18 protein-coding genes and 2 pseudogenes are annotated in these 24,949 nt (G+C 60.5%); 3 read left to right on the top strand and 17 right to left on the bottom strand.

Annotated elements, in window-relative coordinates:
- Nucleotides 1-50: 50 nt before the first annotated feature.
- The 13 genes and pseudogenes from JW799_RS10780 to JW799_RS10725 all read right to left on the bottom strand — a co-directional run bounded on the left by JW799_RS10780 (nt 51) and on the right by JW799_RS10725 (nt 16,194).
- The gene (locus tag JW799_RS10780) at nt 51-989 is read right to left on the bottom strand and encodes a hypothetical protein (protein WP_080833442.1); all 939 of its coding nucleotides are present in this window, start codon (nt 987-989) and stop codon (nt 51-53) included.
- A 135-nt stretch (nt 990-1,124) separates the two neighbouring features.
- Complete coding sequence (locus JW799_RS10775) at nt 1,125-2,105, bottom strand: SGNH/GDSL hydrolase family protein (protein WP_205429739.1); 981 nt, start codon at nt 2,103-2,105, stop codon at nt 1,125-1,127.
- The gene (locus JW799_RS10770) at nt 2,102-3,487 is read right to left on the bottom strand and encodes an FAD-dependent oxidoreductase (protein WP_080833445.1); all 1,386 of its coding nucleotides are present in this window, start codon (nt 3,485-3,487) and stop codon (nt 2,102-2,104) included. The genes JW799_RS10775 and JW799_RS10770 overlap by 4 nt, the downstream gene beginning before the upstream one ends.
- A gap of 25 nt (nt 3,488-3,512) precedes the next feature.
- Nucleotides 3,513-4,517 (bottom strand): glycoside hydrolase family 130 protein, encoded by a 1,005-nt coding sequence (locus JW799_RS10765; protein ID WP_080833447.1) that lies wholly within the window; start codon nt 4,515-4,517, stop codon nt 3,513-3,515.
- A 62-nt stretch (nt 4,518-4,579) separates the two neighbouring features.
- Nucleotides 4,580-5,383, bottom strand: a complete 804-nt coding sequence (locus JW799_RS10760) for a carbohydrate ABC transporter permease (protein ID WP_240353614.1) — start codon at nt 5,381-5,383, stop codon at nt 4,580-4,582.
- Between the two features lie 87 nt (nt 5,384-5,470).
- Nucleotides 5,471-6,370, bottom strand: a complete 900-nt coding sequence (locus JW799_RS10755) for a carbohydrate ABC transporter permease (protein ID WP_080833451.1) — start codon at nt 6,368-6,370, stop codon at nt 5,471-5,473.
- A gap of 85 nt (nt 6,371-6,455) precedes the next feature.
- Nucleotides 6,456-7,868, bottom strand: coding sequence for an ABC transporter substrate-binding protein (locus tag JW799_RS10750; RefSeq protein WP_205429738.1), 1,413 nt, complete (start codon nt 7,866-7,868; stop codon nt 6,456-6,458).
- Nucleotides 7,869-7,976: 108 nt separating this feature from the next.
- The gene (locus JW799_RS10745; RefSeq protein WP_080833453.1) at nt 7,977-9,635 is read right to left on the bottom strand and encodes a helix-turn-helix domain-containing protein; all 1,659 of its coding nucleotides are present in this window, start codon (nt 9,633-9,635) and stop codon (nt 7,977-7,979) included.
- Nucleotides 9,622-11,379, bottom strand: a complete 1,758-nt coding sequence (locus tag JW799_RS10740) for a sensor histidine kinase (RefSeq protein WP_205429737.1) — start codon at nt 11,377-11,379, stop codon at nt 9,622-9,624. The genes JW799_RS10745 and JW799_RS10740 overlap by 14 nt, the downstream gene beginning before the upstream one ends.
- A 137-nt stretch (nt 11,380-11,516) precedes the next feature.
- The gene (locus JW799_RS10735) at nt 11,517-13,643 is read right to left on the bottom strand and encodes a carbohydrate-binding protein (RefSeq protein ID WP_205429736.1); all 2,127 of its coding nucleotides are present in this window, start codon (nt 13,641-13,643) and stop codon (nt 11,517-11,519) included.
- 201 nt (nt 13,644-13,844) lie between these two features.
- Nucleotides 13,845-15,377: a hypothetical protein gene (locus tag JW799_RS10730; RefSeq protein ID WP_080833457.1), complete on the bottom strand. Its 1,533-nt coding sequence runs from the start codon at nt 15,375-15,377 to the stop codon at nt 13,845-13,847.
- A gap of 131 nt (nt 15,378-15,508) precedes the next feature.
- A pseudogene (locus JW799_RS28560) lies at nt 15,509-15,610 on the bottom strand (glycosyltransferase); the annotation flags it as partial.
- Between the two features lie 179 nt (nt 15,611-15,789).
- The gene (locus tag JW799_RS10725; RefSeq protein ID WP_080833459.1) at nt 15,790-16,194 is read right to left on the bottom strand and encodes a hypothetical protein; all 405 of its coding nucleotides are present in this window, start codon (nt 16,192-16,194) and stop codon (nt 15,790-15,792) included.
- Between the two features lie 158 nt (nt 16,195-16,352).
- Here JW799_RS10725 and JW799_RS10720 point away from each other — a divergent pair, with 158 nt between their 5' ends.
- Both JW799_RS10720 and JW799_RS10715 read left to right on the top strand, forming a co-directional pair.
- The gene (locus JW799_RS10720; RefSeq protein WP_139787125.1) at nt 16,353-17,969 is read left to right on the top strand and encodes an SWIM zinc finger family protein; all 1,617 of its coding nucleotides are present in this window, start codon (nt 16,353-16,355) and stop codon (nt 17,967-17,969) included.
- A gap of 2 nt (nt 17,970-17,971) precedes the next feature.
- Entirely contained in the window at nt 17,972-20,896 is a 2,925-nt protein-coding gene (locus JW799_RS10715; protein ID WP_205432906.1) for a DEAD/DEAH box helicase, read from the top strand.
- Nucleotides 20,897-21,899: 1,003 nt separating this feature from the next.
- Here the strand turns inward: JW799_RS10715 and JW799_RS10710 are convergent.
- The gene (locus JW799_RS10710; RefSeq protein ID WP_080833467.1) at nt 21,900-22,289 is read right to left on the bottom strand and encodes a (deoxy)nucleoside triphosphate pyrophosphohydrolase; all 390 of its coding nucleotides are present in this window, start codon (nt 22,287-22,289) and stop codon (nt 21,900-21,902) included.
- Nucleotides 22,290-22,332: 43 nt separating this feature from the next.
- Nucleotides 22,333-22,708: pseudogene (locus JW799_RS10705) on the bottom strand (winged helix-turn-helix transcriptional regulator).
- A gap of 379 nt (nt 22,709-23,087) precedes the next feature.
- On the opposite strand from JW799_RS10705, the gene JW799_RS28555 reads away from it, so the two are divergent.
- Nucleotides 23,088-23,348 carry a hypothetical protein gene (locus JW799_RS28555; protein WP_338026253.1) on the top strand — a complete coding sequence of 87 codons (261 nt, stop codon included), beginning with the start codon at nt 23,088-23,090 and terminating at the stop codon, nt 23,346-23,348.
- A 171-nt stretch (nt 23,349-23,519) separates the two neighbouring features.
- Here JW799_RS28555 and JW799_RS10695 read toward each other — a convergent pair whose 3' ends face one another.
- Together JW799_RS10695 and JW799_RS10690 are read right to left on the bottom strand one after the other, a co-directional pair.
- Nucleotides 23,520-24,203 carry a DUF4956 domain-containing protein gene (locus JW799_RS10695; RefSeq protein WP_245809659.1) on the bottom strand — a complete coding sequence of 228 codons (684 nt, stop codon included), beginning with the start codon at nt 24,201-24,203 and terminating at the stop codon, nt 23,520-23,522.
- A 33-nt stretch (nt 24,204-24,236) separates the two neighbouring features.
- Nucleotides 24,237-24,944, bottom strand: a complete 708-nt coding sequence (locus JW799_RS10690) for a polyphosphate polymerase domain-containing protein (protein WP_080833468.1) — start codon at nt 24,942-24,944, stop codon at nt 24,237-24,239.
- Between the last annotated feature and the right edge of the window lie 5 nt (nt 24,945-24,949).

Genomic DNA, 24,949 nt, shown 5'->3' with positions numbered 1-24,949 from the left:
GCCGATCCTGGCGCCGGGGCCCTTGCGGCGGGCCCCAAGGAGGTACGAGACTACGCGTTCTCCACAAGCTGCGTGCGTTTGCGGGCGAGCTCGGCCAGCTTCGCTTCCGCTTTCCGCCGCTCCGCTTCAAGCTCCGATACGATTCCGCCGATTTGCGCGCGCTTTTCCCGGACCCGTTCCTGCGACTCTTTGATCCGCCCTTGAACGATCCAATCGGAAATCACGCCGTCAAAGAAGTAGTCGGCGAACGTGAGCATGCCGCCGATTTCAATCGGGACGTTTACGTCCTTCTGCACGTCGGCCAGCTCGGTCTGAAACCGCCGCAGCCGGTTTTGGGCCGCATGGATGGCGGAGCGGGCCTCGTCGATTCGGCTGTGCTTGACGGAAGTGGCGATAAGGCCTCCGCCCAGCATATCGTAAGTGCCCCAGTTTTGGGCCGATTCCAGCTTGGCCTGGGCGCTGTCCAGCGCTTCGAGAACGGATTGGCCCGCTGAAGCCGCTTCCTTCAGCTCTTTGATGTCGGCCCCCGCCTCCGATTCCGCATCCGTAATCTCCTGCAATTCGGAAGCAAGGACGGGCAGCCGCTCCCGGATAAGACCGGTCTTCTCTTGCATGACGGACGCGATTTCCGCATCGACGCTTCGGACCTCGGCCAAATTGCGCTTCAGTTCCGCAAGCTCGGCTTCCAGATCGGCGACATGGTCGGCAGCCTCCTCGTAACGCAGCCGGGCCTGCAGCGCCTCTTCCTCTTCCCGGGACAGCTTCTCCTGCTTTTTGCCGATGAACGAATAAAACAAAGCCCCGAGCGACAGCGAATTTAACCGCTCGACATCCCTCTGCTCTTCCCGCAGCGCATCCGCCAACCGGTCGCGATCGCGGATTGCGAGCTTCAGCTCCTGCCGCAGCTCCTCCTCGCGTCGGTTCCAGTTGTCCCGCTGACGCCGCTTGCTTTTTAACTCGGACAGACGATCGTTCCATTCCTGAAACATGCATCTTCCTCCTTTTCGCAAACAAACCTTAAGTTATCCATACGGCAAGGGAAACGAAGCGTTTCGGAACTTCGGAAAAAGAGCAGGGCCTCTTCTCCCGATCGGAGACGAGACCCTGCCGCGAAGTATTCGATGCTATTCTTGCATGGCCAACTCGGCAAACCTCGCCCCGATCCTCTCGTAGCCCTCGGCATTCGGATGCAGCCCGTCCGGCAAAAAAGCCGCGTCCTCCGGGCCGAACAGCGCCAGGCCGTCCAGGTAACGGATGCCGCGATCGCCGCGCCTTTGCAGCAGCTCGACCGTTTCGCGAACGTCCTGCCGCATCGCGGGCAGCGTAAAGCCAAGCGCATTTTCCTCCGTTTCCCGAACCGTTCCGTAGATGGGGGAAACGACCAGCAGCGGCGTTTCGGCATGCCGGTCGCGGATCGTCTCCAGCATGCCGATCAGCGCGGGCTTGAAGGCGCGCGGGCTGAGCGTGGCGGCGCCATATACGTTGATGCCGACGCACAGCGAGATGAAATCGGCCGGCAAATCCCGGATCGTCCGGGCGACCATCGGCTCCAGGTGGCAGTTGCCCGAAAAGCCGAGGCAGGTGAGGTTGAACCCGAGCTTGCGGGCGGCGATGGCCGGCCACGTGCGGGACGGGCTCGACGCGTCCGCGCACTGGGTGATCGAGCTGCCGTAAGCGATCCAGCGCGGCCGGTTGTCGGGCCAAGGCTCGGCGTCGAAGCCGGACGATACCGACAACCCCGTCACGGTCATGCCGGCGTTTTGAGGCAAGTAAATTTCAAGGATATTCGCGCCTTCGGGAAATCCGGAGAAAACGGCTTTCGCCTCCCCTCGCCGGATATCGGCCGTAAACCGCAAGCTTTCGTTTGCGATGCAATCCAGGCGGGCGTCCTCCGCGAGCGGCTCGAACCGGACGGCGACGGCGTCGGAGCCGGTGCGCAGCCGCAGCCGCACGCCGGCGCATATTTCCGCTTTCCCGCCGATGCCGTCCGGCGGGAACAGCTCGTAATCCCGGTACGGAATGCGCCACGGCTTGATGCCTCTCCCCGTATGTTCAAGCGACACCGCTCCGTGAAAAAAAGCCTCGCTCAGCGGCACGCTTTTCATGCCCGTACCGCATCCCCGTCCGCGCCGGCGGCGAACGCCTCGCCAAGCCACGCCCCTTGCGCAAGCAGCTTGCGCTGCAGCTCGGGAACGGACACGCCCCGCGAGCCGGCGCCTTCGCGCAGCGCCATCGCCGCGGCCGTGCCGGAAGCCTGCCCCATGGCAAAGCAATTCGGCATGACGCGCAGCGAGCCCTGCACCGCCCGGTCCGCCGATGCGGCGCGTCCCGGGACCCACAGGTTGTCGATGCCGACGGGCAACAGGACGCGGTACGGCACGCCGTGCGACTCGCCCGGCTTCAAATGCGTGAACGTCATATTCGCCTTGCTGTTCGCGAGGTGAATGTCGATGTAATAGGCGTTACGGGCGATATCGTCCGGGAACGAGCGGGCCTCGACGAAATCGTCGACCGTCAGCACGTAATCCCCTTGAATCCGGCGGGTTTCCCGGATGCCGACCTGCTCGCCGCTCGCGACCAAATGCGCCCGCTCGAAACCGGGAACGAAGTCGCGGAAAAACCGGATCTGCCGCTCGACGAGCCGCCGGCCCTCGATGGCGCCGCGGGTCAAATCCTCGGCCTTCGTGCCGTCGATGCCGAACACGTGCCCGAAGTTGACGCCGACCAGGTAATCGTTCACCCAAGCCAGTCCGCTGATCGACTTGCGCCCTTCCGGCAAAGCGCCTTCTTCGATCGCGCGCTCCACCGTTTTGTGCAGTTGGCCGGTATCCCCGGTCCGCTCCAGAAACCGCTTGAACGCTTGCCGGTCGACGTTGGCGAGCAAATAACACATGCTCCCCGGCTGCAGTTCCCCCTGTTCCCCGCCCTTCTGGAACGGCACTCCCGCCAAGGCCGCGATGTCGGCGTCGCCGGTCGCGTCGATGCAATAGCGGCAGCGGACGACCGAACGGCCGGACTTGTTGACGATGACGAGACCTTCGATATTCCGTCTATCGTCCGACAGCAGAACGTCGTAGACGAACGTATGGAACAACAGCTGAACCCCGTGCTCCTCCGCCGCGTCGTCGTATACCCGTTTCAGCGTTTCCGGATCGATCGGCACCCAGTCCAGCGCGTTTTCGTACTCCTTGCGATAGTCCTCGTTGCAGGCGAGCTTCATCCGTTCCATCAGCTTCATGCCGATGCCCCGGACGATCGGCTTCTCCTTATCGGTAAACGGGCAAAACGCCGGGACGAGCGATACCGTCCCCATCCCGCCAAGAAACCCTCTCTGCTCGATCAGCAGCGTCTTTGCCCCGTTCGCGGCCGCGGCGATGGCGGCGGCGATCCCCGAGGCTCCGCCTCCGACGACCACCACGTCCGCTTCATGCGATATCGGCACGTTTTCCGCCGGCAAAGCGACGACCTTCGTCCGCTCTTCGCTCATCTTCATCCTCCTCATTCGGTCCGCGTCAGTTGCCTTCCAGGCAGAGCCGGACGAGATCGTCGACATGGGCGGTCGCGAGGCACTCCACCGTATCGGCGGCGCCGTAGTAAATTTTGACTTCCCCGGAGTCCTCGAGAATCATTCCGCCGGGGAAAATGACGTCGTTGCGGAAGCCGCCCGCCGTCTCGTACGGCGCTTCCGGCGCGAGCAGCGGCGACCTGGCCATGCCGACGATCTTGCCCGGATCGTCCAGGTCGAGCAGCATGATGCCCGCCGAATAGCGTTTTTTCCAGGCGGGCTCCCAGCCGTTTTTGCCCCGGCCCGGGTCGATGTCGACGGCGTGGAACGTCGTCAGCCAGCCTTTGTCCGTCTTGACGGGAGGCGCGCCGGGCCCGACTTTGTCGTTGGCGAACGGCACCTGCTCGACGGCCAGCACGAGCTTCGAGCCGCCCCAATATTTCAGATCGGGAGAGTCGCTGAGCCACATGTCGAAGCGGTCGACGCCGCCCCGGCTGTAAACGGGAAACGGCCGCTCGAGCCGCACGTAGCGGCCCCCGATCCGCTCCGGAAACAGCACCATGTTCCGGTTGTCCGGCACCGACAGGCTGAGCACCTCGAACCGCTCGAAATCTTCGGTCGACGCGATTCCGCCGCGCAGCCCGTGCTTCGTATCGACCGCAAAGCACATGCAGCATTTGCCGTCGATGACGGTCAGCCGCGGATCGTACACCCGGATGACCTCGTCGTCGTTCCACGACCAGCACGGGGTCGGCCGCACGTCCCAGTGGATGCCGTCGTCGCTGAACGCGAGCCCCAGATTCGTCGTGCTGAACGGCGCGACGGTTTGCTTTTCCTCGTCGCCGTAGTCGTTGCGGAACACCATGACATATTTGCCCTGGTATTTGGCGACTCCCGCGTTAAATACCATCGCCGGCCCGTACGGCACGTCCTTCGGAGCGAGCAGCGGATTGGCCGGGTGACGCCGGATGGCGGAGCTGGACGCAAGCGGCCCGATCGTGATCGGATTCATGATAAGGTGAACCTCCTTGTTTTTATTAAGCGGGTTGCGAAGCGATATCGAACGGCCTGCCGTTACCCTTTGACCGAGCCGGCCGTCACCTGCATGAACGATTTGTTCGCGACGATATATACGAGCAGCATCGGCAAAATCGACAGAAACGCCCCGGCCATCATCAGATTCGTCTGCATGGCGGCGGACGACCCGTAGCGCAAATTGGCAAGCCCTACGGTCAGCGTCTGCAGCTTCGGATTCGTCATCGTGAACACGAGCGGCAGGATATACTCGTTCCATGCGTGCCGGAAGGCGAACAGTCCGGCGACCCCGAGACCCGGCGTCAGCAGCGGCAGGATGATCCGGAAAAAGCTTTTGATGAAGCTCGAGCCGTCGATCATCGCCGCCTCGTCCAGCTCCCGGGGAATCGCCTTGAAGAAGCCGAGCAGGATGAAAAAGGTCGTCGCGTGCGCGCTGATCAAAATGAGAATGACGCCCCACAGGCTCGTATTCAAATGCAGCTTGACCATCAGGTCGAACTGCGGCCGCAGCACGACGGCGCCGACCGAGATGAACATCGTGGCCGACTGAAGCCCCACATACAGCGCTCTGCCGGGGAATCGGCGCCGATCGACGACATAGGCCGCCATCGCCGAGACAAGCAGCGTGCCGATCGTCGCCATCGCGCTCATGAAGAAGCTGTTCCACGTATATCGGGCGAAATTGCTCTGCTTCCACGCTTCCGCGTAATTGCCGAACTGCCACGTTTCGGGCAGCAGACGCCCTCCGCCCATCAGCTCGGCGTTCGTCTTGAGCGACCCGATCAGCGTCATCAGGACGGGGAACAGCGTCAAGACGGCGGTCGCCAGCAGGAACGCCCACATGAGCGCCTTTCCGCCGAAGCCGGCGAGCCGCAGGCCGGGCTTCGCTTCCCCGACGATTCGTTGTTTTTCCATGCCGCGGATCGCCTCCTAGAACACCTTGTTCATTTTTCTCGACAGGTATTGGTAAAGCAGGGTGATCGCCCCGACGATCAGGGCGGTCGCGAACCCGACGGCGCTTCCGTAGCCGAACTGCTGCTCGACGACGGTCCCGGTCGACGCGACGGGGAAAAGCAGCTTGTACAAATACAAATACATGACTTCCGTCTTGCCGATCGGCCCGCCTTCGGTGATGACCATGATGCTTTCGTAGCCTTTCAGCGAAGCGATGATGGCCAGCATGATAATGATCTGCATGACCGGACCGAGCATCGGCACCGTGATGTGCCGGAAGCGCTGCCTTGCATTCGCCCCGTCGATGGCGGCGCTCTCGTACAGGTCGTGCGGAATGCTTTGCAAGCCGGCCAAAAACAGCAGCATGTAATTGCCGACCGCTCCCCAAACCGCGACCAGAATGACGGTCAGCATCGCATGCTTCGGACCGAGCCATTCGATCGGTTCCCCGACGAGGCCGATCTGCATCAGCAGCTGGTTCACCATGCCGTTATACGAGTTGAAAATGATGTAAAACACGATGGAGATGACCGCCGTGCTGATAACCGTCGGCATGAAGTAAACGGCCCGCAGGAAGCTTCGCCCCCGAATTTTGCCGTTCAGAATGACGGCGAGCAGCAGCGACAACGGAATCGTCAGCACGAGCTTGCCGGCGGCGAACACGAGCGTGTTGACAACGGAATCCCAGAACAGCTTATCCTCGGCAAGCCTTCGAAAGTTGTCGAGCCCGACGAACAGCGCGGTGCCGTATCCGGGGTAATCGTAAAACATGTAGCGCAGCACCCATACGAGCGGATAGATGCCCAACGCCAGAGTCAGGACGACGCTCGGAAAAAGGAGCAGCGAGTTTTCCTGCAGTCTTTTCCACTTGGACACCTTTCTCTCCTCCTCTTCTCCGGGTAAAGTCAGCAGGGCTCTCGCCGATCGTGCACGAAAGCCCTGCCCTTGCCCTCGATTGGTATCAGCCTTTCAACGCCGCCGGATCGAACGACGGATTCGGAGTTACCTTGACGTCGCCTTTTTCCGCCGCTTTCGTCAGCGCATCGTTGTACCGCTTGTTCAGGTCTTCCGTAATTTTCGCCAGATCTCCGCCGCTCAGCATGTACTTGAAGAAATCGTCGCCGTAAGTGGCCCCTTCCGGCGTCACGACGGGCGACACCGGCCACAGGGAGTCGAACTCCCCGACCAGGAAGCCTTCCATGCCCGGAACGTCCGGGTTTTGGGCTTTTTCCGCGATGCTCGGCACGACTGAAATGCCAAACCCTTTTTCATGATACGTCGTCAATATCTCGTCGCCGTACATGTACTGCATAAACTTCCAGGCCGCGTCCTTGTTGGCGGATTTTTCGCTGATGCCGAGCCACGTGCCGGCGGAGACGATTTCGGACGTGCCCTTGCGCGTTCCGTCCAGCGTCGGCGCGAGAGCCGCCGCCCAGTCGACTTCCGTCGGGAACTGATCCTTGTAAACGCCCGGCTCCGTCGAGAACGACAGATACATGCCGATCTTGCCTGCCGCGAACTGCGCCCGCAGCGGATCGATGTCCAGCGTTTCCGCCCCCGGCATGATGCTGCCGTCGTCGTACATTTGCTTGAAATACTCGATCACTTGCGAATAAGGCCCGAAATCGAATTGACCTGTCTTATAGTCGAAGCCGAGGCCTTGGTAGCCGCTCAGCGACAAAATTTCCCGGACGGAGCGGTCGAACGCGCTCTTCGGATTTTTGAAGTTGAGGGCGAAGCCGTACGCGCCTTCTTTTTTGCCGGCTTCGGTGATTTTTTTGGCGGCGTCCGCCATTTCCTGCAGCGATTCCGGCGGCTTGGCGATGCCCGCCTTTTCGAACAGGTCCTTGTTGTAGACGAGCCGCAGCGTCTGGCCCGAGTTCGGCAGGCTGTAGAGCTTGCCGTCGAAAATGTTCACTCCGTCCAGCAGCACGGACGAAAATTTCGTCTTCATGTCCTCGGTGACGTACTCGTCGATCGGGGCCAGGTAGCCTTTCTTGACGAACGTCTCGGCATTTCCGCTCTTTATGCGCAAAAGGTCGGGTGCCTGATTGCTCGAGAACGCGATGTCGACGCTCTGGTTGTAGTTTTCCGAAAGCACCGTCATTTCGACTTCGATGTTGTCCTCGTTCGCCGCGTTGAATTCCGCGATCAATTCCTTGATGTACTCCTGGTCGTGACGGTCGCCCGTCCAATAGGCGATCGTTTTCTTCTCCCCGCTCGAAGCCGCGGGGGACGCCGAGGCCGAAGAAGACGGGGAACCCGAGCCGGACGGCGTCGGCTCCGCATTCGAATTCGAATTCGAACCGCCGCATGCCGCCAGGCTTCCCGCGAGTACCGTGACCAGGCCGATGCCCATCGCTTTTTTCCACATGTCGATTAGCGCCCCTTTTTTGTATTCGATGTCGTTTGCCATGCTTTCATTATGAAGGAAACCGCAAAAAAAGAGAGTGCTGCGAATTCACTCTCAAGGGCCACAAAATTACGCTTTTGGCTCGTTATCCCCGCCGGGAACGTAGCTCTCCCGGAATTCGGAAGGGGTCAGACCGGTCGCTTTTTTGAACATTTCGCTGAAGTAGCGGCGTTCTTCGTAGCCGACGGCCCCGGCGACCTCCTGCACGGACATCCCGCCGAGGATCAGCGCCTTCGCTTTCTGGATGCGCTCGGCGGTGACGTACTGCGTAAACGTCATGCCGGTTACCCTCTTGAACAAGCTGGCGAAATAGCTGGAGCTCAGATGCACGTGCGCCGCGCATTCGGTCACGGCCACGTTTCGGCCCAAATGGGCTTTCACATAATCAAGCGCCTTGTAAATGATCGCCTGGCCCTCGGACAGGGAGTTTTTGCGGATCAAATCGGCCCCGTCCCGGCACAGCGCCAGCAGCTGCTGCTCGAGTCCCGTCAAACTCGCCCCCGACTCGCTCCGCCCCGCCTTGAAGCGGTCCACGAGCGGCTGAACCTCCGGCTGCGGCACGAGCTCGTACAGCTTGCGGATCGCGGAAGCGGCAAGCTCCTCGTACAGGCTCAGCAAATAATCGGGGTGAGGCTGCGCGGGCAGCCGTTGAAAAGCGGCCGTCATTTCCGAGACAATGCCGGCGGCGCGCTCTCCGTTGCCCGAACGCAGCGCGAGCAGCAGCTCGTCCTTTTGCTCCAGGCCGAGCGGCGCCTGCGAGTCCGAAGGCGGCAGCTCGTCGTAACCGATCGCTCCGTTGCCTTCGGTATACAGATGATAGGCGAGCGCCCGGTCCGCCTGCCGCAAGCTTCGGGGCAGCTCGCCGACGTCGTCGACCCTGCCGCCGACGCCGATGGAGACAGTGAAATCGGCGTACCGTTCCACGTTTTTGCAGATTCGTTCCGCGATCCGGGTCGGGGAAGAGGACGACGGCTCGTTGAGGACGGCGACGAATCGGTTGTGCTTCGCCGGAAACACGATGCAGCGGGCGAATTCGCGGATCGTTTCCTCCGCGATATTTTGCAGCGAGAAGCGGATCAGCTCGACCTCCTGGACGGGCCTGCGGGCGACCCGCTCCTCGAAGCCGTCGATTTGGAGCAGCATGACGACGAAGCCCCGGGGCTCCAGATCCACCTGCAGAAACTCCCACCGCCGTTTCGCCTGCTCCCAGGGCGTCGAAAAGCGAACGAGCAGCAAAAAATACTCCTGGCGAAGAAGCGGCAGGCTCTCCCTGACTTTGCGCTCCATCTCCTTCGCGCCGAGCAGCTTCGACCGCTCCTCCAGCGTCTGCTCCTTCGCTTTCAGCACCGCCCCCGCAATATCCTCCTCCGTAAACGGCTTGACGACGAAATCGAAAGCGCCGAGCCGGACGGCCTGCTTCGCGTATTCGAAATCGGTATAGCCGCTGACGAGAATGACCCGGCACGAAGCTTTCAGCCCGAGAACGGCCTCCAGCATCGCGAGCCCGTCCATTCGCGGCATCCGGATATCGGTAATGACGATATCGGGCTTCTCCCGCTCGATCAGCGCAAGCCCCTCCTCGCCGTTGTAGGAGACGCCGGCGACCTCGATGCCGAAGGCGGACCAGTCGATGGCGGTCAAGCCTTCGACGACGCTTTTGATATCGTCGATGATGCAAAGCTTGATCGGTTCGTGTTCGTGTTCGGGTTCAGGTTCAGGTTGATGCATCGGCTCGCTCTCCTTTCGCGGGCAGGTCGATCGTGACGACGGTTCCTTCACCGGACGCGCTTGTCACGGTCAATTTCGCTTCGTCTCCGTAGCAAAGCTGAAGTCGGCTGACGAGATTGCCGAGCGCATAGCCGTTATCCGGGTCCCGGCGCTGCGGCTTGGAGGCGGCCGCCTCCGGGTCCATTCCTCTGCCGTTGTCGGCGACGCGGATCGACCAGCGTCCCGCCCCTTCGTCTCCGCAGACGTCGATGGCGATCCGCCCGCCGCTCTCCATGCTTTCGAAGCCGTGCAAAATGCTGTTTTCCGCGAGCGGCTGCACGATGATGCGCGGCACCTCGAGCTTCCGAAGCCACTCTCCGTCCACCCGGATTTCGTATTCGAACAAATTCTCGTAACAGAACGCCTGAAGCTCCAAATATTGCCGGACATGCTCAAGCTCCTTGTCCAGCGTCGTCATCTCCCGCCCCTGGTTCAGCCCGAGCTGGAACAGCCGGGACAGGGACATGATCATTTGCTGCGACTCGTTTATCTTTTTCGTTTTCAGCTTCCAGTAGATCGCGTTGAGCGCGTTATAAAGAAAATGAGGGTCCATTTGCGCGGACAGCGCCTTAATTTCCGTTGTCCGCTTCCCGGCTTCCGCCTCCTTGACCTCGTCGATGAGCCGGACGATCTGCTCCAGCATCCGGTTGAAGCGAAAGCCCACCTGAGCGAGCTCGTCCTCGCTGCGGCTTTCGAACCGCGCCGCGAGGTCGTTGCCCTCGACCCGCTTCATGACATGGAGCAGGCCGCGCAGCGGCTTCAGCAAATACCCGGTAAAAGCGCTGGACACGAGCACCGTCACGAAAAAGCTGACGACGGCGATCAGCACGATCGCCCATTTGACGTGAATCAAGTCCTTCAGCACGTGATTTTTCGATTGGATCGCCATGACCGTCCAGTCGTTGATGCCGAGGCGGGCGTAGTTAAGCAAGTACGTTTCTCCGTCCATCTCGTACGTTTCGTACCCGGTCGTCCCCTCCCGCGCGATCCGCGCGACGGGCCCGCTTTCCATCGCCCGCAAAGCAAGTTCGTTCGACTCGTCATATACGGACGACGCCCCGGCGTTCAGCAAAAACCGGACCGAGCCGCCTTCGGTTTCCGCGCCGACCTGCTTCCGAAGCCCGTCCTCGCGAAGGTTGACGACGACGTAGATGTCATTCAGAGGATACTCGGATACCGGCTGCAAGATCAGCGAAAGCACGCGCGGGCTTCCCAGAAAAAGCGCGTCGTCGTGCCCTTCGATCCAGACGTTCCGCTTCTCCTGCCGGATGCGTTCGTAAAGCGGCGTTTCCGCAAACGGAACGCCGCGATTGCGGTTCATCGTCAACGGATAATACTCGCCGATCGGCGTCGAGATGAAGATCGAGTGAATGAGCGGCTCGGCCATTTTCGCCTGGGAGAACAGATTGTCCATATTCGTCATGTGGGCGAAATACCGGCTTTGGTTTCCGGCCGAAGCGTCCCTCAGCATGTCCTGAAACGAATGGCTGAGCATGAACGTCGAGGTGACCAGCATGAGCTTTTTCAGCTTTTCGTCGAGATTTTGAGCGGATTTTACGACCGTGTCCTGCGTCAGCTTAAGCGCGTTCGTCTGCATGATGGATGCCGTAATCGAGTAGGAAAAAACGCCGGTAATCAAAATGGAAAGCATCGCGACCGCCAGAAAGGCGGCTCTCAGCTTGCTGCGGAACGACAGCTTGTTCATGTTTATGCCTTTCAACAGAATCACGCCCCGACTGCCGGTAATCAAACGATACCCCGATTATGTCACGGCTCGGCCGGTCGCTCAATCGCATTTTTTCGGCAGGCTTCGCCCCGCGGCAGCCCGTGGATTGCTAAGGATTAAAAGCTTCGCGTCAGCTCGAACCAGTTCAGGCTTCCGAGCAGTTGGTTCGTCTGGGTGGAGCCGGTCGCCTTGAACACGACGTACAGATCGCGCACACCGCTTGCGCCCGTCGTCGGAATGTCGTAGCTGTTCCAGTTCAGCCACTGGTTGCCGTTGCCAGCCAAATCGACGCCGCCGATCATCGTCCCCATGCCCGTGCCCGCGTCGTTGCCGAGGTAAAGCTCGACCCGGACCGCGCGCGGCGCATCATACCGGATGCGGACGTTCGACGTATCGGCGCCGAAATCGACGTTCCGGTACAGCGCGTAATTGTTGTGCGCGATGTTGCCGACCTGATAGCCGACGCCGGGCGCTGCCGTATCGTTGGAGGCCGCATGCTTGATGATCTTGTTGCCGTTCCAGTCGACGCCGAACAACCCGTTGTTGTTTTCGGCCTGAATGCGGTAGACCGTCTCCTGCGACCGGTCCGGCACGAACGCGACATTGTCGTAAAAGCCCGTCTTCGTGATGTTCAGCTCGGCCAGGCTCGACACGGGCTCCGGGTTGCCGAGCTTGCGAACGTTCTCGAACGTGACGCCGCTGATTTGGATCGCGTCGCTGTAGCCCTTGAGCGAAGAAGCGGAGCCGCCGTGGCGGATGGTGATGTTTTTGACCGTGACGTTCGAAATCGGTCCGACCCCCTGGCCGCTTTCCTCGATGACCGCCTTGAACCAGCCCTCATCGCCCGCGTCCTCGATGTCGATGTTGTCGAACGTGACGTTTGCGAACGCCGCGTCGCCGTAGACGTGTTCGATGCCGATGGCGCGGCCGGCGAAATAGGTGACGCTGTTTTTGAACGTGACGTTCGTTTGGTCCTGATGGGCGCCGTGCCCGAGCTTGAAGGTGGCGCAATATGTCCAGCCGAACAAGTTGTTGAATATGACGTCGTCCAGCGGCTCCGGCGAGCCGTACCAATTGGCGGACATACCGAGGCCCTCCCACGTCTTCGTGGAGAACGTATCGTCCAGCGAGATGCCGATCGAATCCCACACGCGCACATGCTGCGATTCGTTGATGTCCAGGCAATCGTTTTCGTTTGCGTCGAGAGAGTTGAAAAACTTCACGTTGCTGATGTTGACGTTGTCGGATCTGGCGACGATCGTTCCCCAGAACGGAGCGGCCCTGACGACCGGGCCGTCGAGCGTGAAGTCGCTCGTGCCCATCGCCATAATGAGCGTCGCCGCGAAGCCTCCGTCGGACGCCGGTTTGTCTTTTTGAAAATAGTGCCCGTTGCCGTCGAGCGTGCCGCGTCCGTACACCTTGATGTTGCTGGAGCCGTTCTCCGTATAGATCCACCACGTGCCGTTGCGGTTCAGGGACGCTTTGTAAAAATCGACGCTGTAATGCGAGTAGTCGTCCGTCATCCGGATAACCGAGCCCGGCGACAGGTAGAAGGCGACGTTGCTCCTCAGCATCAGATTGCTCATGTAGTACAAGCCCGGCGGCACGTACACGCGCCCCTTCGTGCCGTCGCCCGCCGCCGTGCCGTAGGCGCTCGCGTCGTCGACCGCCTGCTGGAACGCCGCCGCGACCGCGACCGCGTTGCCCTGGTTCGTCGCGTCCGTCGAGCCCAAATAGTCGGCGACGTTGAACGTTCCCGCCTCCCCCGGCACCGGCTCGTACGGCTCGGGTTCGTCCCGCGTGAGCGCCAGCTTGCTGCCGTTGATGTTGACGATCAGGTACGCCTGCCCGGTCAGAGTGAACTTGTAGGCGTAATCGTCCACCTTCGTCGGCACGATGCCCAGCTTGAGCGGGCTTACGCCGATCGAATTGATTTTGCTCTTCGCGCGGATGACGATTTCCACGTCTCCTTGCGAAGCCGTAAACGTTGCGTAATCGTAGCCTAGATAGTCCGGCTTGATTTTGCGGGTCGCGCCGTTTTCGATAATCGTGGTCTCGTAAAGGCCGTCGACGACCGGCAGCTCGACGCCGTGGCCGTGACGCTGTAGCGGTCCGTCGTCCGGTGCACCTGGCTCGGAATCGGGTTCGGCGTAATCGTCTGCGCCGGGGCCGCCTCCGCGGTCCGGGGCGAAGCCGCCAGGCCGGGGACGGCTAGCGCGAGCGCCAGGCAAAGGCTCGTCCATTTCGCGATCGTTCTGTACATCCGTTATCTCCTCCTTCGGTTTCGAAAAAATGGATTGCGTCGGTAAGCGTTTGCATTTTGCTCGGATTCGATTGGTTCCCTTCGTTAGCGGCGCTTTGATTATAGTCCGAACCCAAAAAGAAGAGAGCGGGGCTAACCCACTCTCCAGGGATACAAATTCACTTTTATGGCGCCGATGCCGCTATTCCCGCTTTTTCCCGCGTTTTCTTTTCCCCGTCGCTTTCGCCTTCGGCAGGACCGTCTCCTCCCGCTCGTCGTCGGCGTCGTCAGCCTTCGCGGCGGCCGAAGCTGCGGTCGTCGGCGTTTCGGTTTTGCGCCGCTTGCTCGGCGGTTCCTCGGTTTGGTCGCGATCCTCGAGCAGCCGCTTCTTTTCCTCTTGTGAAAAGATCTGCGTTCGCGTATACGGGATCGCCTTTCCCTTCCCGCCGTAGGTCCAGGTTTTCGGCATCAGCTCGGCCGGCACGTACACATCGTCATCGTCCGAGGAATGCTCCCCGTCCGAATGCGCTCCGCTCAGCGTCTCCCGGTCGGCTGCGAGCTTCTGGTTCTGCTCGGGCCCTTGCCTTGCCGCCGCCGCGTCCTTCCGGGCCTCGGCGAGAATTTTGCGCTCCTCGTCCGTAAGCTTCAAACCCTCCGCAATGCCGTTGTTGGCGATGATTCGATTTCGCAAGTCCTCGTCCTCGATATGGTCGGTCATCCCCGAATAGTACGAGCCGAAATAATGCGCCTCCGGATTGCGGGGCGGATGGTGGTACCGGCACGACTCGCACTGCTCCCGGGAAGAGAAGGAGTACAGCTCTTCCGTTTCCTTCCCTTTAAAATCGGGATGGTTCGCCTCGAATTCGTCCGTGACGCTTTCGGAATGGTGCGTCATGCCGAGCCGGCTGTTCAAATAGTCCTCTTCCGGCATTGCGGCCCGGTCGGGAGGAAGGCTGGAGGGCGGAATGGAGGCGGCGATATGCTTGACCTTCCTGCCGTCCGGAAGCAGAAGCCGCTTCACGTATACGTTTCGATCGCCGACGCCGCGGTCCTCGTCGTTCAGCATCCGAAGAAAGCGCCGCTCCGTCCGTCCTTTCGGGTGCGTCAGGTAGTCGACCTTGGTGCCGACGGCGGCCCCGGTTTGCCTGGGGACGATCGGCACCTTTCGGCGCTCCTTTTTTTTCGATTCCGGCATCGGCGGGGTCGGCTCTCCGCTTCGGATCCGCCTGTCGATTTCCGCCTGCGCTTGCTCGATCGTATACGTAACCGCCGCGTCGTTATGCAAAAAGTGCGCCCAAGCCTGCTGATCCGCCTCCAATTCCCGGTACCAGGCGGCTTGCTTCAGATTGGCGTATGGCTCTCCGTCCTTCTTGCTGATGATCCGCTGGATCGGCGCGCCGGATGTGCCGAACGGGTTCCAGGCGACCGGGGACGAGGCATGGGATGCATTCTCCGCTTCGAAGGATAAATCGCGGCCGTTACGCATGACCGTGGCGCCGGGGACGACGAAATCGTCCGGCATGACGGATGCATGGCCGACATCCCCGTTCTCCGCCCGCATCATCCGGACGACGGCCCGATTGCCGAGCGCTTGCTGCAGCTGCAAGATGCCCGCGGCATTCAGGGCATGCGCGCGCCCCCCAATCTGCTTCGGGGCGCGTCGGTAACCCGCATCGTCTCTGCGGTCGGCGCAAGATTCGCTGGAGTACCGGCGACCGTACTTGTTCGCGAACATCGTTCCACCTCCTATCGTTCAATCCTATAATAGCCGGAGGGTGCGCACGAAAAAAACCACCGAATAGGTTGACGCTTGTCGGTGGGGGTTTCGCGGCCGCTTGTTCCTTTTATTTCGAGCGTTTTTCAGGCTCAAAATTTTTCTGGAAACGGTTTGACGATGCCTTCCGTCAAGATGTCAGCGAAATGGATCATATGGATCTCGTTTTTATCGGTTGCTGCCAGCGACATTTTTATATGCGCTTCCGTCCTTTCATGCGGAAATCATGCCCCGTATAAAAGAGCCTTCCGTCAAAAAACGGAAAGCTCGGAAAGTAAGCAAAATAACGTCTGCTGCCTCGGTTCGCGCGCCGAGTTTCCGTTCGTTGCGACAGAGAGAACGATGGGCGTTGTACGATAAGCAGCCGAAAACGCTAATTCCGATAAATATAGCTGTTCGCGGCTCTTCTCCGCTCTTTCATCAGCCGGTCCTGCTCGTACTCGTGCCGGATTTCCTCCTGCAGCCGAACCGTGCATTTGCCGCAAATTTTGCCCCGGCGGATCGGCTGGCCGCAGCAGTCGCAGGCGTCCGACAAGTTCGGATAGTCGTACAGCTTCAGCTTGCCTTCGCGGATGCGCGAACGGATCTGGTTCGGCGAAAGTCCGGTCGCCTCCGCCAGCTGTTCGTTATTTAAAAAACGATTCCGTTTCAAATGGCGTTCGATAGACTGCGTCAGCTCGTCCTCGCGGGCCGCACAGTCGGCGCACAGGTAGCGGAAGTTCTTTTGAAAAACTTTCCCGCATCCGGGGCAATGATCGATTTTTAGGCCTAATGTCACATAAACCCCTCCTGCGGGTCGTGGTTCGTTCGACTCAATATTATCACGAGTCCGAATTTTTATCACCTATTTTTCGCCAGCGTCCGTCAACTTCGCAAAATGCTATAATGATAGAAACCGATTAATGCGAAGCGTTTAACCGTAAGGAGCGATGAACATTGCACCAGGCAATGGACGAAACCCAATGGAATTTGCTCGTGCAGGATACGGCGGAGCATTTTGACGACGTCACGATCAAGCGCGGGTTTCAATACTTCAAGCAAGGAAGGGTCCGGTCGTTGGAATGGGCGGAGCCCCGCAGCTTCGAGGCTGTCGTAATCGGAACCCGCCGTTATCAGGTCCATGTCGATCTGGACTTTTTTCCGGTGAGCGCTTGTTCCTGCCCGGTCGGCGGCTATTGCAAGCATATTGCCGCCTCCCTGCTCGCCTACGCGGAGTTGCAGGGCCGGCCGTTCCACGCGCTTGTCAACGCGAAATCGGCCGCCGCGCTGCTTCAGACCGCTTCGGCCGCCCGCATGAATGATGCCGTTCGCCGCCGGATCCGGGAGCTCGGCGCCGGCATTTCCGAAGCGAACGCGGCACAGTGGCGCGAGCTGTTCGAGCTGTGCCTTGAGCCTTATGCGGACCGCACCCGCAATCCCGAATACGTGGAGCTTGCGCTGGGGACGATTTTTCGGTCGGTGCCGCCGCCCGAGCCGGAGGAGCTCGGCCGCCTTTACGAGCTGAACGCCCATCTTTACGTGATGGAACGGATGGCGGACGAGCCGCGCAATCACGGCTTTTTTTACGGCGGCTCTTCCCGTTTCGGCTACTATACCCATCTGGCCGCGTCGGAACTGCAAAAAAAACTGGCCCGGCTGCTTTCGCGCACGCCGGACCTTACGGCCGATCCCCGGCTTTGGCCGCGCGCCGAAGAGACGCTGGAGCTGCTGCGGAAGGCGATGGCGGAGAGCTCGCCGGTCAGCGAATACTTTTCGGATTTTTACCGTCTTTTCTGGATTTCCTGGCTGAATCCGAACGAAGGCGGCTCGGCGCTGCACGCGGAGGAATTGCGGCGGCTCGAGGCGGCCGAGCGCGAAATGGGACTCAATGAGGAAGGCAAGCTGGCCTGTACGCTCGCCCGGGGCTGGATTCATTTTTTTATGGGCGAGGACGAAGAAGCCTGGAGCTTGTTCAAACGCGTCGCGAGCGAGTCCGAGCTGCCCACGGGCGACTTCCATTACTTTTTTTCGTTTCTGTCCAAAACGGAGGATTGGTCCCGGCTTTGCGCCTGGCTGACCGAGATGGGGCCGTGTCTGGCCGGCGGCGATTACCGGTTCATGAGAAGCTACGCGGAATTTTGGGAGCAAACGGTCGAGCGCTTGCCCGAAGCCGAACCGCAAATGTGGGACACGATCGGACGAACGTTTCGGGTCTCGAGCCCCGTTTTCGAAAATTTGCTGCTGTCGCGCGGCAGGTGGCGGCAATGGATGGATTTGCAGCTCAGCCTCGGCCGGGAACCGCTCGAATTCCGCGTCTCCGATCTGGCGCCGATCGAAAAGAACGAGCCGGAGCTGCTGCTGCCTTTTTACCATCAGGCCGTCGAACGATATGTGGCGCAGAAAAACCGGGACAGTTACAAGGCCGCGGTCAAGCTGCTGAAACGTTTGGCCAAGCTGTATAAAAAATTGAAGCGGGAAGACCGCTGGGAGCGGTTTTTTTCGGCGTTTGCCGAGCGTCACGGGCGGCTGCGGGCGCTGCAGGAGGAGCTTCGGAAAGGAAAGCTGATTTCGTGAAGATGCTGATGAACACCATCTCGGTCGACGTCGTCCTGACCGGCCACGGGGACGCCCTTGTTTTAGGATCGATGGCCGGATCCCCGGACATTCCCGGCCTTGCGATCAAGCAGCGCTTGTTCGCCTGGCATGAGGCTTCCTTTTACGGCACCGAACTGGAACTGAAAAAAACGGATAACATCGAGGCCGTCGTGCTCCCGTCGGAGTGGGTCGTTCCCTTTTTTGCGGACGTTCGGGTGCCGGAGTACATCGATTGGAAATGGGGCGAGTCCGCCCGGACGCTGCTGGAAATCGCGCCGCCGCTGGCGGAAATGCTGGAGAACAAAGCGTATCGCCCCAGCTTCTCCGCTTACCGCGAAGGCAAGGTGGAGTGGACTTGGCCGGCGAACGAAGCGGCCGAACGGGTAAGCGAGGCGCTGGCTCGCGCGAAAGCCGGCGACGATTTCGCGTCGGGCGTGCGGGCGGCGTTCTCGGCCGCCGTATTCGACCGCTACTACGGCACCGAGGCGGCGGCGGCGGACCTGCGGCGGGAATTTCCGCTGCTGTTCGTCAAAAACAGCCCGGCGGTCGCCGGCCTTGACGAGCAGGCATGGCTGATCGCGCTCGGCTGGACCGCCGACCCGGCGCCGTTCCGCCCGGCGCTGCGGCTGTCGGAGCCGTACGGAGACAAGCCGTCCGGCTGGCGGCTCCAGCTTGTCCTGCAGGACAAGCTGGATGCGTCGAAGCTTGCGCCGGCGAAGCTGACGGCGCAAGGCGAAGTATCCGGCGCATGGCCGGCCGCCTGGTCGGCCCATGCGCAAGAGCGCGCCGCCGGCTGGCTGGAGCGGCTGCGCGCCGTCCTTCCGCCGGAGCTGACGGCCGGCGGAAGCGGCGATGTGCTCGGCGCGCCGCTCGGCGATGCGGCCGCGTGGCGCTTTTTGACGGCGGACAGCGTTCGTTTGCTGGAGGCCGGCTGGGAAGTGCTGCTTCCCGCCTGGTGGGAAGCGGCGCGAAAGCGCAAGCCGAGACTGCGCGCCAGCGTGAAGGAGAGCCGCAACGGCAAATCGCTGTTCGGGCTGGACGCCATCCTCGACTTCGATTGGCGCGTCGCCATCGGAGACGCCGAGCTTTCCGAGGCGGAGTTCGCCGAGCTGGTCGCCCGCAACGAGCGCCTCGTCCGGTTCCGGGGACGCTGGATCGCGCTCGACCCGGAGCTCATCGCGCAAATCGGCAAGCTGATGGAGGGCGTGGACAAGTCGCACGGGCTGACGTTCCAGGACGTCCTGCAGCTGCACCTGCTCGCCGAAAGCGGCGAACCGGAAGAAGGCGCGGCCGAGGAAAATCCGGAGGAAGAAGCTCATCGCGTCCGGCTGGAGGTGGAGTTGAACGAGCATCTTCTGAAGCTGGTCGGCCAGATCGGCCAGCAGGCGGAATGGCCGAAGCTGGACGCGCCCGCGGGTCTGGCGGCCGAGCTGCGCGCCTATCAGCGCGACGGCTTTTCGTGGCTCGCCTTTTTGCGGCGGTTCGGCCTTGGCGCGGTGCTGGCCGACGACATGGGCCTCGGCAAAACGGTGCAGCTGATCGCCTATCTGCTTCACCAGAAGGAGACGACGGGGGAGGCCGAACGGCTCCCCTCCCTCATCGTCTGCCCGACCTCCGTGCTCGGCAACTGGCAGAAGGAGCTTGGCCGCTTCGCCCCTTCCCTTGACGTGATGCTTCACTACGGCAGCGGGCGGCTGGCCGGGGACGCCTTTGCCGAGGCGGCCCGCCGGGCGGATGTGGTGCTCACCTCCTATGCGACGGCGGCGCTCGATCAAGAGACGCTGCAAGCGTTCGGATGGGCGTCCATCTGTCTGGACGAAGCGCAAAACATCAAAAACGCCCAGACGAAGCAGGCGGCCGCCGTCCGCAGCTTTCCCGCCCGGCACCGGATCGCGCTGACCGGAACGCCGATCGAAAATCGGCTCTCCGAGCTCTGGTCGATTTACGATTTCATCTCGCCCGGCTACCTCGGCACGGCCCGCGCCTTTCAGGAACGGTTCGCGACGCCGATCGAGAAGGACCGCGACCCGCGGCGCACGGCGGACCTGCAGAAGCTGGTCAAGCCGTTCATGCTGCGCCGCAAGAAGAAGGACCCGGCCATCCGGCTCGACCTGCCGGAGAAAAACGAGATGAAAGCCTATGTCCATCTGACGCCCGAACAGGCGGCGCTGTACGATCAAACCGTAAACGAACTGATGGAAAAAATAAAGAAGCTGGAAGGCATCGAGCGAAAAGGCGCGATTTTGGCCGCGCTGACGCGGCTCAAGCAAATATGCGACCATCCGCTGCTGGCGAGCCCGGAGACGCCGCCGGATGCCGAGCGGTCCGCCGAGGAGATCGCGGCGCTCGTCGCCGGCTCGTCCAAGCTGGAGCGGCTGCTCGAAATGGTGAAGGAGCTCCGGGACGAGGGGGACCGCTGCCTCATTTTTACGCAGTATATCGGAATGGGCCAAATGCTGCGGCAGGTGCTGGAGCGCGAGCTGCAGGAGCCGGTGCTGTACTTGAACGGCAGCACGTCCAAAACGGCGCGCGACCGGATGATCGCCCGGTTTCAATCCCGCGAGCTGCCGCCGGACGAGCAGCCGAACGTCTTCATCCTTTCGCTGAAGGCGGGAGGCGTCGGGCTCAATCTGACGGCGGCGAACCACGTGTTCCATTTCGACCGATGGTGGAATCCGGCCGTCGAGAACCAGGCGACCGACCGCGCCTTCCGGATGGGCCAAACCCGCGACGTGCAGGTGCACAAATTCATCGCGCTCGGCACGCTGGAGGAACGAATCGACGAAATGCTCGAAAGCAAAATGAAGTTGAGCGACGATGTCATTTCCGCGTCCGAAGGCTGGATTACCGAGCTGTCCGCGGACGAGCTGCGCAGCCTGTTCACGCTGCGTCGGGACTTCGGTTGACCTCGCATTTTCTTTCTCGAAGCCGTCTTTTGCAAGCCCGGCTTCCCGGAGCGGCCACTCGTTCCGGGAAGCCGCCCGATGTGCCCGATTCACATGGCTTGGCGGGCTGCCGGCTCCGTTTGCGCGAATGTAGCGCACCACGTGCACTACTTGGCCGGTTCCCGGTTCCGTTTGCGCGAATGTAGCGCACCACGTGCACTACATGGCCGGTTCCCGGTTCCGTTTGCGCGAATGTAGCGCACCACGTGCACTACTTGGCGGGTTCCCGGCTCCGTTTGCGCGAATGTAGCGCACCACGTGCACTACTTGGCGGGTTCCCGGCTCCGTTTGCGCGAATGTAGCGCACCACGTGCACTACATGGCCGGTCCCCGACTCGGTTTGCGCGAATGTAGCGCACCACGTGCACTACATAGCCGGTCCCCGACTCGGTTTGCGCGAATGTAGCGCACCACGTGCACTACTTGGCGGGTTCCCGGCTCCGTTTGCGCGAATGTAGCGCACCACGTGCACTACATGGCCGGTCCCCGGCTCGGTTTGCGCAAATGTAGTGCACCACGTGCACTACTTGGCGGGTTCCCGGCTCCGTTTGCTCGAATGTAGCGCACCTCGTGCACTACTTGGCCGGTCCCCGGCTCGGTTTGCGGAATGTAGCGCACCACGTGCACTACATGGCCGGTCCCCGGCTCGGTTTGCGCAAATGTAGTGCACCACGTGCACTACTTGGCGGGTTCCCGGCTCCGTTTGCGCGAATGTAGCGCACTCCGTGCACTACTTGGCGGGTTCCCGGCTCCGTTTGCGCGAATGTAGCGCACTCCGTGCACTACTTGGCCGGTCCCCGACTCGGTTTGCGCGAATGTAGCGCACCACGTGCACTACATGGAACCCGCGTCGCTAGGCAGAGGCGATCCGCTCAACGGGCTGCCCCTTTTGCTGTTACCGGCGTTACTTTTCCTATCCGTTCCTTCGGCTCGCACCGCCGCTTATTGGGCAAATCATTCCCGTTTAAATCCGTTCCGCCGCAAGCCGTTCCACGAACGGCACATCGGCCGGGGCCCAGCGGAACTCCCTCAACTCCCCGCGGCCGACCCATCTGCACTCGTCATGGTCCGCCAGTCGAATTTCTCCGCGCACGTACCGGGCCATGCAGGCCGTGAGACGGATCCGGACCGGGCCGTAATCGTGCTCGTTCACGGCAAACGGTTCGCCGGGGGCGATTTCGATGTTCATCTCCTCCAGCAGCTCCCTTCGCAAGCACGTCTGCACCGACTCGCCGGGTTCGATTTTGCCTCCGGGGAACTCCCAAAGCCCTTCCTGGGACTTTCCCTTTTTCCGCCTGGCGATCAAAATCCGTCCCGCTTCGTCCTCGATGACGGCGGCCGCCACCTCGACCATTCCGCTCACGCTCCTCGTTCATATTGGAACTTTGCCTTTCAACCTATCTTGTCCGATCTGCGCGACCCGGCAACGCAACCCCCGAACGGTTTTCGCCGTACAAATGATTCAAATGCTCGATATGCGCCACACCCCAATCGTTCAACGCCCGAAGAACGCTATCCATCCCTTTGCCATACTCCGTAATCGAATACTCCACTTTTGGAGGAACTTGCTGATAGACCTCGCGATTGACGATATCGTGGTATTCCAGCTCCCTTAGTTGCTGGGTCAGCATCTTTTTGGTGATATCCGGTATCGATTTTTTGAAGTTCGCTGAATCGCATGGTGCCATTTGAAAAAAGACAAAGCAAAATGACGGGCTTCCATTTCCCCACGAAAATTTCGAGCGCCGTCTCAAACTTGCAATATTTTGACATCGTTCGCCCCACTGATCCTTTCATTTCCTCATGGTTTCTTTTTATAAACTATGTTTAGTTAAAGTAACTACTTCCAGAAAGAGTTTCTAGAGCTTATTATGCACCTAGCGGCCAGCGGATTCAAAAAAGGAGTGGCAGCGGTTCGGTTCACGGTCCGGTTTGCGGTTTGGTTTGCGGTTTGGTTTGCGGTTTGGTCGAATGTTTCGGCAAGCATTACACAAGAGACAAGGAATGGATCAAGCATCGTGAACGCGGCATTGTGGATCGTTCAAGGGATTTTGTCGCTGGTTTTTTTATATTCCGGTTGGACGAAGGCGTATAGGTCGAAAAAGCAAAGGCGTCTTGGGCCTGGGTAAAAGACTTCCCGAAGGGATTTGTTTTGTTTATCGGATTGGCGGAATGGCTCGGGGCAGTCGGGTTGGTTATACCGGAGTTGACGAACATTGCACCCGTATGGACGCCGCTTGTCGCGATTGGCCGGATTAAGCCGAACCGCATTGAAGCGCGCCCAGCGAGCATGCCCAGGCGGCAAGTTGAGTCGCCACGACTCATTTGGACCCTTGCCCGCCATGCCCAGGCGCAATTTGAGTCGGCACGACTCATTTGGACCCTTGCCGGCCATGCGAGGATGGCAAGATGAGTAATTTTTACTCAAATGCATGCCGCTCGCTGTCTGCGTACAAAAATCCGGGAGGCTCGAACATGTTCGAGCCTCCCGGATCGGTTGACTGCCCGTTCCCCGGTCTCCGGCGAATTCCGGATGACACATCACCCGGCCTCCGTGGAAATCCGCTTCGCGCCGGCCGCCGGATTACGGCGCGTAATCGCCGTTGTAGCTGACGAGCGCGACGTCCGATACGCCGGGAATTTCCGACATCGTCTGGACGAACGCCGTGTTGTCGCCGTTGACTCGCAGCTCCACCGTCAGTTCGGTCACGTTTTTGCGGACCGTTTTCGATTTGAGCGTGTACTTCATTTTCCGCAAGGCGCTCTTGATCTGCTCGTCGGCCGCCGCATCCTCGTAATGGACGATAAGCAAAAACGGCGTCTCCTTCAGCTTCCGGCGCGACAACAGCCAGATGACGAGCGCGATGACGAGCGAGCCGCAAATCGCCAGCGGGTACAGTCCGGCGCCCGTGGCGATGCCCGCGGAAATCGACCAGAACATATAGACGATATCGAGCGGGTCTTTGACCGCCGTGCGGAACCGCACGATGCTGAGCGCGCCGACCATGCCGAGCGACAGGACGATATTGGTGCTGATCGTCATGATGATGAGCGCCGTAATGATCGTGATCAGTACGAACGATACGTTGTAATTATGGCTGTAGACGACGCCGCGATAGCATTTTTGATATACCCAGTAGATGAACATGCCAACGCCGAACGCGACGAGCAGCCCCCAGAAGATCTGGATGTACGAAACGTTGCCGAACGCGTCGAGCTCCAGCATGCTTTTTTTGATAATATCCTGAAAATTGACCGTTTCTCCCACTTTGCAAAATCTCCTTCCGAGCGCAAGCCCGGGTTATTGTGCAAACACTTTCCGCCGCTCCTTGCAGATGCAGTATTTCGAAATGCTCGACCGGTTATGGGAAGACAGCTGCAGCAAATCGCGAACGACGTTCGGAAGGAAGGCGTCGTATTTCACTTCCAGAATCGTTCGCGGCCCTTCCACCGTCTCGACGCCGACCAGCTCCCGGTCGAAAATATCGAACGACTGCACGCTCGCGGACAGCTGCTTGTCGAACGTAATCCGGACATCGCCCGTCGGATACAAGTACGCTTCCCGAACGTAGTCGACGACGACCGCCGGCTGCATCGCGCCGTTTTTCAAATCGTAATAAAAATCGCGCATCAGCTCGGACCCGCCGTCCAGCAGAAAGGCGTAGTCCCCCGTCATCAGGCGGTCGACCTGCTCTCTCGTCAGCGCCGCGGACTCTTTGGCCACGTAGTCGTTGTATTTGCTTTTCCGCTCCAGCTTGATCGTCCGGTCGCTCTTGTTGTAAATCCGGATCCGGTATTTTTTACGGGCAAAAATGCCGTTCAGCTTGTCGTACAGCGAAGATTCATGCGAATTGTCGAAATACAGGCTGCGAATGTGGTAGCCGCTCTCGTCGACGGAATTGCGGTCGAGCGTCAGCAGCGCGCCGACCCGCTTGCGAAGTCCGACGTACTCGTGATGATGGATATAAAATTTCAGCTCGTGCCTGAGCCGCTTGCCCGCGAACTCCATAAGGC

It is taken from the genome of Cohnella algarum (assembly GCF_016937515.1).
Lineage (GTDB): Bacteria > Bacillota > Bacilli > Paenibacillales > Paenibacillaceae > Cohnella > Cohnella algarum.
The sequence above is the reverse complement of the archived record's forward strand: the minus strand, read 5'-3'. Positions and strand labels throughout refer to the sequence as shown.